Source organism: Vibrio limimangrovi (assembly GCF_054064025.1).
Genome location: NZ_JBSUGF010000007.1, coordinates 637388 through 650042 on the forward strand (window position 1 = coordinate 637388; position 12655 = coordinate 650042).

12 protein-coding genes are annotated in these 12655 nt (G+C 44.0%); 7 read left to right on the forward strand and 5 right to left on the reverse strand.

All coding sequences use genetic code 11. The features are described 5' to 3' along the window. Positions 1-45: 45 nt before the first annotated feature. Together ACWYU8_RS10550 and hxpB are read left to right on the forward strand one after the other, a co-directional pair. On the forward strand, positions 46-1320 hold the full coding sequence (locus ACWYU8_RS10550) for an MFS transporter (protein ID WP_014234530.1): 1275 nt from the start codon (positions 46-48) through the stop codon (positions 1318-1320). A gap of 59 nt (positions 1321-1379) precedes the next feature. Then, positions 1380-2069 (forward strand): hexitol phosphatase HxpB, encoded by a 690-nt coding sequence (hxpB, locus tag ACWYU8_RS10555; protein WP_457519522.1) that lies wholly within the window; start codon positions 1380-1382, stop codon positions 2067-2069. On the opposite strand, the gene ACWYU8_RS10560 is transcribed toward hxpB, so the two are convergent. Both ACWYU8_RS10560 and ACWYU8_RS10565 read right to left on the reverse strand, forming a co-directional pair. Beyond that, positions 1992-2156 carry a MerR family DNA-binding transcriptional regulator gene (locus tag ACWYU8_RS10560; RefSeq protein ID WP_457519523.1) on the reverse strand — a complete coding sequence of 55 codons (165 nt, stop codon included), beginning with the start codon at positions 2154-2156 and terminating at the stop codon, positions 1992-1994. The two genes, hxpB and ACWYU8_RS10560, sit on opposite strands and share 78 nt — an antisense overlap. Before the next feature lie 271 nt (positions 2157-2427). After that, positions 2428-2853, reverse strand: a complete 426-nt coding sequence (locus ACWYU8_RS10565) for a septal ring lytic transglycosylase RlpA family protein (RefSeq protein ID WP_457519524.1) — start codon at positions 2851-2853, stop codon at positions 2428-2430. A gap of 313 nt (positions 2854-3166) precedes the next feature. Between ACWYU8_RS10565 and ACWYU8_RS10570 the strand changes: the two genes are divergently transcribed. Next, on the forward strand, positions 3167-3820 hold the full coding sequence (locus ACWYU8_RS10570) for a hypothetical protein (RefSeq protein ID WP_457519525.1): 654 nt from the start codon (positions 3167-3169) through the stop codon (positions 3818-3820). 127 nt (positions 3821-3947) lie between these two features. Here ACWYU8_RS10570 and ACWYU8_RS10575 read toward each other — a convergent pair whose 3' ends face one another. Continuing rightward, a complete protein-coding gene (locus ACWYU8_RS10575) occupies positions 3948-4895 on the reverse strand; it encodes an LLM class oxidoreductase (RefSeq protein WP_457519526.1) in 948 nt (315 codons plus the stop codon). 48 nt (positions 4896-4943) lie between these two features. Beyond that, the gene (locus ACWYU8_RS10580; RefSeq protein ID WP_457519527.1) at positions 4944-5399 is read right to left on the reverse strand and encodes a nuclear transport factor 2 family protein; all 456 of its coding nucleotides are present in this window, start codon (positions 5397-5399) and stop codon (positions 4944-4946) included. Positions 5400-5551: 152 nt separating this feature from the next. Between ACWYU8_RS10580 and ACWYU8_RS10585 the strand changes: the two genes are divergently transcribed. The 4 genes from ACWYU8_RS10585 to ACWYU8_RS10600 all read left to right on the forward strand — a co-directional run bounded on the left by ACWYU8_RS10585 (position 5552) and on the right by ACWYU8_RS10600 (position 11428). Next, complete coding sequence (locus ACWYU8_RS10585; protein ID WP_457519528.1) at positions 5552-6475, forward strand: LysR family transcriptional regulator; 924 nt, start codon at positions 5552-5554, stop codon at positions 6473-6475. A 400-nt stretch (positions 6476-6875) separates the two neighbouring features. Then, complete coding sequence (locus tag ACWYU8_RS10590) at positions 6876-8258, forward strand: PTS transporter subunit EIIC (protein WP_457519529.1); 1383 nt, start codon at positions 6876-6878, stop codon at positions 8256-8258. Positions 8259-8405: 147 nt separating this feature from the next. After that, positions 8406-9809: a glycoside hydrolase family 1 protein gene (locus ACWYU8_RS10595; RefSeq protein ID WP_457519530.1), complete on the forward strand. Its 1404-nt coding sequence runs from the start codon at positions 8406-8408 to the stop codon at positions 9807-9809. A gap of 188 nt (positions 9810-9997) precedes the next feature. Beyond that, positions 9998-11428 carry a carbohydrate porin gene (locus ACWYU8_RS10600; RefSeq protein WP_457519531.1) on the forward strand — a complete coding sequence of 477 codons (1431 nt, stop codon included), beginning with the start codon at positions 9998-10000 and terminating at the stop codon, positions 11426-11428. 79 nt (positions 11429-11507) lie between these two features. Here ACWYU8_RS10600 and ACWYU8_RS10605 read toward each other — a convergent pair whose 3' ends face one another. Then, positions 11508-12539: a LacI family DNA-binding transcriptional regulator gene (locus ACWYU8_RS10605; RefSeq protein WP_457519532.1), complete on the reverse strand. Its 1032-nt coding sequence runs from the start codon at positions 12537-12539 to the stop codon at positions 11508-11510. Between the last annotated feature and the right edge of the window lie 116 nt (positions 12540-12655).

Consider the following 12655-nt stretch of genomic DNA (forward strand, 5'->3'; position numbering starts at 1 on the left):
AATGAGGGGGCGTGGAATTCCTTTACCCTACGAAACGAGGAATATATGGAAAACGTAAGCAAACAGTGGCTTGGATTGCCGCTCAATCTGATATGGGGATACGTCGCTATCGCAATCTTTATGACTGGTGATGGCTTTGAACTGGCGTTTCTGTCGCACTACATTACCGAGCTTGGCTTTAGTCCGGCCCAGTCATCTTTTGCATTTACACTTTACGGTCTGGCTGCGGCGTTGGCCGCTTGGGTTTCCGGTGTGGTAGCGGAAATCATTACTCCACAGAAAACGATGAAAATTGGTTTTCTACTCTGGTGTGTATTCCACGTACTGTTCTTAACCCTTGGGTTGAGTCAGTCAAACTACGGACTCATTTTACTGTTTTATGGCATTCGTGGCTTGGCTTATCCACTGTTCCTCTACTCATTTATCGTGGTGATTGTACACAACGTTCGCAGTGATGGCGTAAGCTCCGCACTTGGCTGGTTCTGGACGGTATATTCCATCGGTATTGGTGTGGCAGGCAGTTACATTCCTAGCTTTACTATTCCTTGGATTGGCGAGTTTGGTACCTTGTGGTTATCGCTGGCATTTTGTGCCGCGGGTGGTCTAATCGCCATGGTCGCTCTGCGTAATGTTAAAACGCCGACGCACATGCATAACCTGACTAACAAGCAGAAACTGACCGAATTAAGCCGAGCAGTAACGCTTCTTTACACCAACAAAAACATACTTTTCTCAAGCTTTGTACGCATTATTAACACGCTGTCGCTTTTCGGTTTTGCGGTCATCATGCCGATGATGTTTGTCGATGATCTTGGCTTTACTACGTCTGAGTGGCTTCAGGTTTGGGCAGTGTTCTTCTTTACCACCATCTTTTCTAACGTCTTTTGGGGAATCTTGGGCGAAAAACTGGGCTGGATGAAAGTAGTACGTTGGTTCGGTTGTGTGGGAATGGCACTATCTAGCCTAGCGTTCTATTACATTCCTCAGCATTTCGGTAACAACTTTTACATGGCGTTGATCCCGGCCATTTCTCTGGGGATCTTTGTAGCAGCCTTTGTACCAATGGCGGCAGTGTTTCCTGCACTGGAACCAAACCACAAAGGCGCGGCGATTTCGGTTTATAACTTATCTGCCGGATTGTCTAACTTCCTTGCGCCAGCCATTGCGGTGGTATTACTACCGTACTTCAGCACAATCGGTGTGGTCATTGCCTACACTACGTTGTACGTGCTGGCCTTTTTCTTTACCTACTTGATTAATGTTGAACAACCAGGGTTTGAAACGACATTTGTTGAGTCAGATAAAGTGTCTGTCGTTTAAAAGACTTAGGGTATGGCAACGGTTTTGGTTGTCATACCTTTTCTAATTTTGAGGTAAGCATGAAAATAAAAGCGGTTATTTTTGATATGGATGGTGTACTCATTGATTCTGAGCCTCTGTGGCAAGAGGCGCAGATGGAATCACTCGACTGTTTTGGTGTGTGTATTACACGTGACGACTGCGAAAAAATGACAATGGGGAAGCGTGTTGATGAAATAGCGCAAATTTGGTGTGAGGTATATTCATTGACCGTTCCAACGAAAGAGCTGGAAGCAATGATTCTTTCGAAGTTGTGTCATCGTATTTCTACTTCTGGTGAGGCAATGGCCGGCGTTTACGAAGCATTAGACTATTTTGCCAACCAAGGATTAAAGATCGCATTGGCAACATCTTCCAATCATGTAGTCATTAAAGCAGTCTTCGAACGACTCCAGTTGGGGGATAAATTTAGTGTGGTCTGTAGTGCAGAAGATGAAGAGCATGGCAAACCTCATCCAGATGTTTATTTAACCGCCGCCCGTAAACTCCAAGTTGCTGTCACAGAATGTTTAGTGATTGAAGACAGCTTTACGGGGCTGACTGCTGCCAAAAGAGCGAACATGACGACTTACTTGGTTTCTCCATTCTTCGAACAAAGCAGGTTTTCTATCGCAGACGAGCGTTTTGCGAATTTAGAGAGTGTGGTGCAAGACCATGGCGAGTTCGTGTCTATAGCCACCTTTCCGTCTTCTCCCAATGGAAGTTTTTAAGAGACCAATCTTTTCAAAAAAGCGGATCTTAGAAGGAGATAAGCTGGTTTTTTTAGCTAATTCACCAATATTAGTAGTTCTAATCATAGAGTAACAAACTAGTTAAACACGACCACACTTTCTGTTGATGGATAACATGCTCTGAGGCCCTCAGAGCAAACGGACTACTATTAGTACTGATACAGGCTTTTCTCCGCCGTTGAAAAGCTTGTTCCCTAAAGCGAAACCTCACTAAAAAACGATATCAGTGAGGATTCAATACTTTTTCTTGCCCAACACAGAGCTAGTTGATGTGGCGAATTCAGTACTGACACGAAACGTTTTAGTCAGAGCTATAAAGGGATATTCGAGCAGGAGACTAGTGCTTATACCTAAAGGTATTAGTAGCATCAATAATCTCAATTTTGATTGGCGCTACGCCTTCCTTGATGTTGCCTATTTGCTCAAATGCCTTTTGTGAAAGGTCAATGACTCGACCCTTCACAAAAGGACCTCGATCATTGATTTTGACATCAACCTTTTTGGCGTTGTCTGTATTTGTAACCCTTACGATAGTACCAAAAGGTAAGCTTTTATGAGCCGCTGTATAAGCTCTTTTATTATACCGCTCACCACTTGCAGTACGTTTTCCGTGAAACTTTGGACTATACCATGACGCTTGACCAACAAGCTGATGTAATTTTGAATAAGCCTTTGTTTCTTCGTCGTTTATTGTCGATGTTGAGGAGCACCCAACTAACAAGTTAAGGATGGAAACTATAAAAATGAGGTTTAATCTTTTCATGCGTTTTAGGTTGTTAAGCAACATGGTAAGTATATTGCGACAATTATAATAAGACAGTAGAGAATCGAATGAGGCGAAAGCTATCATCCAAGACGATTGCCGATTTTTTCATGAACGACATTTAGTTTGGTCATGGGTAAGAAAAATTTTAGATGTGAAATTACTAAAGCAGTTTTTAACATGGTGTGCATGGCGTTCGAGATAACTTGGTTTAATTGCCCAATATGGTGCGAAGAACTACTCTTTTCTTTGTTTCTTGGAGCGTGCTCAACAGTCATTAGCGTGAATAAAGTAACAAATTGCAGGAGGTATTATGAGAGCTGGTCTTGTGTTGTTCACTCTTATCGCTGGCTTAGCCACGAGTTCGATCACGTATGCTGATTCAGCCGAGAGCCGTTGTGATATCTACAAAGCAGGCGATGACAATGCGGAGAAGATGATCGCTTGTACTTTCAGTCAGCGCAGTGGTTACATAACAATTAATCGTAGCGATGGCGTTGTGCATGAACTTTCACCAAAAGGCGACACCCCTGGGGAGTTTACCGATCAGAATAGCAATATGGTTTATCGCCAGAGTGGTTTGGGCGATCAGGGCTTAATTTTTCGTTTCCCTGAAGAAAGTGTTTACGTTTATTGGAGTACAGATGCGTTAAATCCGGACGCGAATAACGAGACGTCTCCTTTCTCAACTGATGACTACGATGCAACCACATTGTTGCGTTGTCGTGCTGAAGGGCAGGAAGATTTCGTTACGTGTCCTGCTGGTATCTTACGCATGGAAGATAATCAAGCCAGTATCGTGGTGCAAAGCCCGGCAGGAGAGCAGTTTACGATTAACTTTATGACCGATTCCGTAAACGCAACCAACCGCGAAGTGAAAGCGAATTTGGAAGGCGACACCTGGACGGTAGTCATTAATGGTAAAGAAGTTTATCAAGTTCCACTTGCGGCTATCGAGGGTGGCTAATTCTTTATCGAGTGTTTTTCTTTGAACGTTTTTCTCTGAACGTTTTCCTCTTAACGTTAAAGTGCCGAAGGTTGACTTCAATTATGAGCAATGCATTTCATAGTGCATTGCTCATTTTTAACTGCCTTTAATCCTGATTTATTACGGGTAATACGAACTCACCCATTTCCTCAATGACCTCGTTCGCAGGACGACGTGAGGGCTTAAGGTTGAGAGCAATATGACGAACCCCTAATTCTCGGTGCTGCTTTAATCGTTCAATCAATGCATTTCGTCCAATACGAACGATATTGTAGAAGCGTTGGTATGGCGCGTTAGGGTTAGCATCAAGATCAAAGAAGGTCGCGTAACCGTATTTAGGCGCAGGGCGATCCCCTGCTGCGGTTTTAAGGGATGCGACGATCTCAGTGATGGCACGTTCATCATCGACGGACCAAATCCATGCATCGATGTTGCGAGCCAACCAGTCAATCGGCTGACGAGATCGGCCAACTGCCATCATTGGCACTTTGCCATGTATTGGCTTTGGATGCATGTCTAAGTTGCCGGTGAGATCACCGTAATAGCGGCTTTGCATTTGTGGAAACGATTCACTGTGAAGAGTTTTAATCATTTCTACTGAGTCGCGATATAAATCGGCTCGTTGGTCAAAGTCTACCCCAAATGCCGGATACTCTACCGGGCGATCACCCGTGGATAGGCCAAGTACGAATCTGCCTCCCGTCAGGTAATCCAAAGAGGCCGACTGTTTGGCTACTGAAATAGGATCACGCAGCGGGAGAACAATTCCGGCAGTACCCAGAGTGATTGACTTTGTCGCTGCCGCCATATATCCCGCATAAACGAATGGATCAAGCATTTGTGCCGCGTCACCAAAGTTTGGATCGTAAAATGGTACGTCTCGCAACCAAATACTGGCAAAGCCTGCTTGCTCCGCTAATTGAGCGGTATGCTGGTGGTCTGCCAACGTAGGAAATGGTGAGTTAGGGTAACCTTCCAACGGCGTGAGCAGCCCGATCGTGATCTTATCGTCGGAAAACACGCGCGTGAAACTTGGATTCAGTGTCTCTGTCATGGTTGTCTCTTTTTAATTCCTTCAGTGTATTGGTAGCGCGGACGAGGATTACTCAGCTTCGGGCCAGAGAACATCAAGCTCTGAATGGGAAATGCGCCATTCACCATTTACACGGACATAACTGTCTAAGTAATGACCAAGCAGTAAAAATGGGTGCTGTGCACTTTCTCGATCTGTAACGAAATCGAGCAGGTAGCAACTGCCTTTGGCGTGGTTTTCATCGATTAGCGTAATGTCATGATTTGTGACTGCGTGGATGAATGGAAAGTGCTTACGATCTTTGCTGTCGAACATTTTATAAGCTTCAGCAAGACTTTGTTTAATTTCATCCAGGCCTTGCATGGATCCCACTGTTACTTTGACTTCAGCGTCCTCAGTAAAGACTTCACCCATACGTTCTGCTTGTCCGCCGTCGAGAAGTTGGCTATAGCGCAGACGTAGTGCTCTAATTTCTTCACGGTCCAATAGGGCTTGAATGCGTTTCATATCAATTTGATCAGTCATGGAATATCTCCGTCTGCTAGTTGAATTAGGTTCAGAACCATTGCTTCGGATATCAAACCGCGCAATTTCATCTGGTATGGAAGTATTCTATTGACTTGTTTAAAAATGATAATACAGTTTAAATTCCATTTATTTAGTCCTTGGATTCCACAATGAAATTGTATGAGACTCAATTCTCTGGTGTTGTTGAATATGTTGAAACACTCAAAACCGGTTCTTTCACTGCTGCTGGTGAGCGGTTGGGGCTGACAGGTTCTGCGGTGGGTAAAAGTGTGACCCGCTTAGAACAGAAGCTCGGAACCAAACTGCTGCACAGAACGACTCGCAGTTTGACTCCAACGCCGGAAGGGCAGAGGTTCTTTGATGGCTGGGTGGCAATATTAGACGAGATCGAAAGTCTCGAATCAGGCGTTGTGGCAGGTAGCAGCCAGATTTCCGGGCGTTTGAATATTCACTTACCAGCGGCCTTTGGGAGAAGACATGTGTTGCCAGTATTATCACGCCTTGCGACTGACTACCCGAGTCTGGATTTGTCGGTTAACTTTACTGAAAGGCGAATCAACCTGATCGACGAAGGTGTGGATTTGGTGGTACGCATAGGCACGCTGGAAGATGATGCAGATTTGGTTGCTCGTAAACTTGGACGTCAGCGTTTGGTGGTATGCGCTAGCCCGAGTTACTTATCGCGCAAAGGTGCACCCGAAACGCCAACCGAGCTGCTCGATCACGATTGTATTATTGGTAGCCGACGTAGTACCCAGCCAGCTTGGTTATTTTGTCAGTCAAACGGTGAATCATTTTCTCAGGTAATCCGAGGTCGCTATGACTTTAGCGATGGCGATGCAATGGTTGATGCCACGTTAAATGGGTTGGGGTTAAGTCAACTGCCTACCTGGCTGGTCAATGAGCACTTAGCAACGGGCGCTCTGGTTACTGTGTTGGATCAGTGGGCTGGTGCAGAAATGCCGATACATGCGGTTTGGCCGCGCTCACGTTATTTAAAACCACGCCAACGAGTGGTGATAGATGCTTTGCTTGAAGAGTCACAATCTCCAACGTCTGTCTATCACTTATAAATCTCATTTAAGCCAAATAATCACCTCATTGAAAAGGGCTTACTCATTGCCCTTTTTTCTCACACATTCTAATCCAAACAGCTCTCTTTTATTAATTAAATCAGACCATTAACTAAATGAGAAACCGATTTCCCTATTATGACTTATGTTTAGGTCGTCATAGAAAATAAATTTATCTCAAAATCTATTTAAGTATCTGAAAGTTATAGTTTGTTTTTCTTTTTCGAGAGGGGGGTTATAGTTGATAGATAACTCATTGTATTTTATTTGCTTATGAATTTGTATGTGAAAGTGGTCACGAATTATAAATTACGCACTTTTGGGAAACCGGTTTCTCGATTAGTGTACTCATCAACGGAGCTCCTACTTTTTATAAAACTAACGATATTGGGGTAATGAAGTGAACTACTCAAACCTTGCAAAAAACCTGCTAAACCTTATTGGTGAAAAAGAAAATGTGAATGCATTGACTCATTGTGCTACTCGTTTACGTTTCACGTTGAATGATAACAGTCGAGCCAAAAAAGCCGATATCCAAAATCTGGAAGGTGTACTAAGCGTTGTTGAAAGTGGTGGTCAATTCCAAGTGATCATCGGTAATCAGGTATCTCATGTACATTCCGCTCTTCAGGAACTGTTATCTGGAGGTACAAATCAGACACAAGAGTCATCAACCCGAGCGTCCTCTGATGCACCCAAACAAAAAGTAGGGGCTGTTAGCAAAGTTTTTGAAATTATTTCCGGGAGTTTGTCCCCGTTAATTGGGCCACTTGCTGGTGCAGGCATGCTAAAAGCGCTTATTGCTGTTTTAGTCGTGTTTAATTTACTGGACAAGACTGAATCTACTTATTTAATTCTGTCGGCCGCAGCCAACGCTGTATTTTATTTTCTACCAATTCTTTTAGGTATTTCTGCGGCAGTCAAGTTAGGAGCAAATGGTTATTTAGGTGGGGTAATCGGTGCTTCATTATTAGAGCCTAACTTTACCGGTTTAATTGGAAACGGTTCTGCTGATTTCTTCGGAATACCCGTCGTTGCGATTAATTACTCCTCAAGTGTATTTCCGATTTTTATCGCCGCTGCAATGCTGGCTTTAGTTGAGAAAAATCTGAAGAAAGTTTGCCCTAACAGTATGCAAATGTTCATGGTTCCGATGTTAAGTATGCTTATTGTTGTGCCTTTAACCATGATTATTTTTGGTCCTTTCGGGGTGTATCTGGGCAACTGGATTGCCGATGGACTGAATTGGTTGATTGCACACAGTAGTATTCTGACTGGTGCTGTGGTCGGTGGTTCGATGATGTTTTTGGTGGTCTTTGGTCTGCATTGGGGCATCGTGCCTATCATCATCGCTAACATTGGTTTAGGCGGCGATCCGATTGCTGCAATGTGGGCTCCGTGTACTTTTGCTCAAATCGGTGTTGCAGCTGCATTCTGGTTACGCTCGAAAGACCAAAACATCAAAGCGATTGCTGGTCCGGCAGCGATGTCAGGGTTTCTTGCTGGCGTAACAGAGCCTGTTATTTACGGCATCATCATGCGTTTCAGAAAAACGATTCCTGTGGTGATGGTATCTGGCGCTGTTGGTGGCGCATTTGAAGCGACGATGAACGTTAAAATGGTTGGTTTTGCATTCCACAGTATTCCAGGCATCCCATTATTTGAACCTGTAATCCCTTATGTCATCGGTATTTCAATCGGTTTTGGCTTAGCGTTTATCGGCACACTGCTTCTAAACCCAGAAAAGCAGAACAGCACGAGTGCAGTTGCAGCTAAAGCCTGACATTAAATCCAACGCAATTATTTTCTAGTAGTGAGGTAACCGGCTTACACTGGTCATCGTACCGGCCTCACTGCTTTAAACAGGTGACGAGCGAAGTAAGCGTTAATCACCAATTTTAATTACAGAACAATGAGAGGAGAGATCGTTATGAGTTTTCGTTTTCCGGATTCTTTTTTATGGGGTGGCGCAATTGCTGCAAACCAGGTAGAAGGCTCACACGTTACTGATGGGAAAGGCCTATCAACGTCAGATGTACAACCTAAAGGCGCGTTTGGCGATCCGGTAGACAGGGTTGAAGGGGACTTTAATATCAAGGATGTCGCCATCGATTTTTACAATCGTTACCCAGAAGATATTGCGATGTTTGCAGAAATGGGCTTTACGACATTGCGTCTTTCGATTGCCTGGACGCGTATTTTCCCTAATGGTGACGATGCAGAACCAAACGAAGCGGGTCTGGCACACTATGATAAGTTACTCGACGAGCTGGAAGAATATGGCATCACACCATTGCTGACCTTGTCCCACTACGAGATGCCACTTCATTTGGCAAAAGAATATCAGGGCTGGGCGAGTCGTGATGTGATTCCTATGTTCGAGAAGTATGCACGCACTGTATTTGCACGCTATGGGCATCGAGTGAAACATTGGCTAACGTTCAACGAGATTAACGTAACGCTTCATCAACCTTTTACTGGCGCAGGTCTGCCACGTGAAGTGGATGAGCAAACCCGTTATCAGGCAATTCACCACCAACTTGTGGCGAGTGCGAAAGCGGTGAAAGCGTGTCATGAAATGATCCCTGATGCGAAAATCGGCAACATGATTTTGGGTGCAGTGTTATACCCGTACACCTGTCATCCAAGTGATGTGATGAAAACCCTGCAACAAAACCGTGAATGGCTGATGTTTGGGGATATTCAGGCGCGTGGTTACTATCCAACGTATATGACTCGTAAGTTTAAAGAACTGGGTATCGAGATTGACATTACAGACGAAGATAAAGAAGCGTTAAAAGAAACCATCGACTTTGTTTCTTTCAGCTACTACATGTCAGGTTGCGCAAGTGCCGATCCAGCAATTTCTGATAAAGCGGACGCTAACATGTTAGAAATGGTGCCAAACCCACACCTTAAAGCGTCAGAGTGGGGCTGGCAGATTGACCCAGTAGGCCTGCGTTACCTACTTAACTTCCTGTACGACCGTTATCAATTGCCTCTATTCGTAGTGGAAAATGGTCTGGGTGCGAAAGATGTTCTTAACGCAGAAGGTGTGGTTGAAGATGACTACCGCATTCAGTACCTGAACGATCACTTATACCAAATTGGTGAAGCGATCCAAGATGGTGTTGATGTAATGGGTTACACCTCTTGGGGGCCTATAGATTTGGTCAGTGCTTCAACCGCACAGTTGGCTAAGCGTTATGGCTTCATCTATGTCGACCGCGATGACAACGGTAACGGTTCACTAGAACGTACACCGAAGAAGAGTTTCTATTGGTATAAATCGATTATTGAATCGCAAGGCGAAAAGCTTGTTCCTTCTGAATAATGCTTATTTAATATCGGAAAATACGGAAATAAAAATAAAGAAATAGGGACGTTATAAATAATTAACCTCCCTACCTAAAGCAGCAATAAATTAATAATCCCCCAGAGTTGAGAGAGCCCCTCCATGTTTTTCCTGAGCATGGAGTGGGTTCCTTCAACCTAAATAAAGTGAAACTAAGTGGTAATAATATGAAATCATCTACTCCTTTATATTTGGTTAAATTCCCTCTACTTAAATCTTTTACTATGACGGCATTAACATTGAGTTTATGCGGTCATGCAATGGCTGTTGAAACGATGGGCTCTAAACCTCTGCCGGAATTCACTAATTATGACAACGGCAACACTGTATATTCCGGCTATTTTCGTGGTGGTTGGTCGACCAGTACTCAAGGTGCGCCAAAGCAATACGCTATTGGTTCTTTGGGGCGACTAGGGAATGGCTACACTTTCGCTGGTTGGTATGATCTTCAGGTCGCGCATCGGGTTTACAATGAAAACAACCGCACCGTAAAAGCGGTCGCCATGATTGATGGTAACGTCGGTCAGGAGCACGCATGGGAAGGTTTTGGTTACGACAACCAAAGTGCGTTGCAGTTTTCTGATCTTTACGTAGATGCAACGGGCTTTATTCCGGGAGCACCAGATGTCTCGCTTTGGGTGGGAAGACACAAACAGGTCGACTACGAAATTCAGCTTCTGGACTGGAAAGGCTATAAAGGCACCGGAGGCGGCGGTGTTGGCCTGGATAATATCGACCTTGGTTTCTCGAATTTAGGTATCTCTTTACTACGTGAAGATTTCGATGCAAGTAACAGTGTTGTCGATCACTCATATATAGACATTAATAATGTCGTACATGACGTGATGATAACTGAGGAAGAAACCTTAAATACTAACGCGCTAGATATTCGTTTCAAAGGTACTCCGGTAACCGAGAATATGTCTCTTGATTTTTATACCAAATATCAGCTGCCTAATGATGAATCAAAAGTTGAAGAGTTGGTTGGTTACGAAGTGTCTGACGCGCTGAGTTCTGTATTAATGCTGACGCAAAACTTTTCTCAAGGTGGCTTCAATCAGTACGGTTTGCACTATGCGACAAACTCGATCGCGAGCACCTTTGGCAGTATTGATGGGCCTAACCCTGAGTATGTTTTGAATGACAGTAAGGGCGCACAAGCTCTACGCTTCTTCTCACAGGGTGAAATGTATTTTGCTGATAAACAGTTCATCATGGCGCATGCTTTCGTTCTGACGCACGGGGAAGATCTCTATACTTATGTTGCCAATGGCGGTGCAGCGAATGTAGACACTGATAGCGTTCGTGCGGTCATCCGTCCGGCTTATATCTGGGATCAATACAACCAAACTGGGGTCGAGTTGGGCTACTTCAAGCAGAAAAATGTGCTTGATGGAGAAGACTACATTGAAAGTGGTTATAAAGTAACGGCTTTCCATACTTTCAAAGTGGCAACCAGCATCTTGCGTTCAAGACCGGAAATCCGCTTCTACGCAAACTATATGGAATCGCTGGATAACGAAATTTCTAATTTTACTTTCAACGATGGGGGCAAAGATCAGCTTAGCTTTGGTGTACAAGCTGATATTTGGTGGTAATACACAATTAATTTACTGTTTTTCTTAGCTCTTTTGCCACACCGTTCGGTGTGGCTTTTTTTATGCGGAATTTTTTAAGTCAAAGTAAGCTTTGCGTAGATTCACGTACGATCAACTTGCCCGTTAACGATTCTTTTAGCGTAGGTGGTGTGTCATTGTCCATTAAGTTGAACAGCATTCTTCCTGCTGTATCGATAATCTCATGGACTGGCATTGCAATAGTTGATAGAGGTGGGTCGATAAAACTGCTTACATCATCATTATCCAGGCCAAATACCGATACCTGTTCTGGAACGGTAATGCCTTTTTCCCTAAGTGCCTTGATTGCTCCGATGGCAATAGCATCGCTGAAGCAACAGATGGCGCTAAACGGAACGTCTCGCTCTATTAAGCTAGTACAAGCGTCATACCCACCCTGATACAGACAATCGAATCCTTCGGCAATCAAAAGAGGGTTTAGCTCGATACCAGCGTTTTTCAGTGACTCTTGGTAGCCTTGTAACCTTAGGCGAGAGGTTAATAACTGATACTTACCTGCGATGTAAGCAATGTCTTTATGTCCATGGTCAATCAGATAATCAACAGCCAATCGTGCTGTGGCCACCTGATCAAACCAGACACAATGATCGGGTTTATTGATTAAGTGATGGTTGAGTACCACCAGAGGAATCGGTAGCTCGTCGATTAAGCTCTCTAACTTGTCACCGATGTCGCTACCTTCAATGCGTGAGCTTTTGTAATAGATAACACCATCACAGCGGCGATCAACTAGTTTCCGAATGGATTGAATACTGGATTCGACATCATTACCATCGACCTGAGATATCATCAGAAACTTGCCAGATTTTTTGGCCAGTCTCTGCGTCATGTCAATCAGGTTATTGATGTATTGCGAAGAGTTATGAGCATCAGGAATGATAAGGCCGATAGTATCGGTCGTCTGCTTCGACAGCGAACGCGCAATCACATTGGGGCGGTAATCCAGTTCTTTAACTGCTTCAAACACCGCTTTTTTTGTCGCTTCAGATACGCGGCCGGTACCATTCAGAACTTTGGAAACTGTGGATTTAGATACACCGACCCGACGAGAAACATCCAGTATTGTCGTCATGCTGTTTTAGTCTCCAAATAGAAAAATTACTATTGAGTAATTTAAAGCAATACGGCTGCAAAAACAATTTGCCAGTTGTTTCAATTTGCTATCATACGCTTTCCATTTTTTAGCTT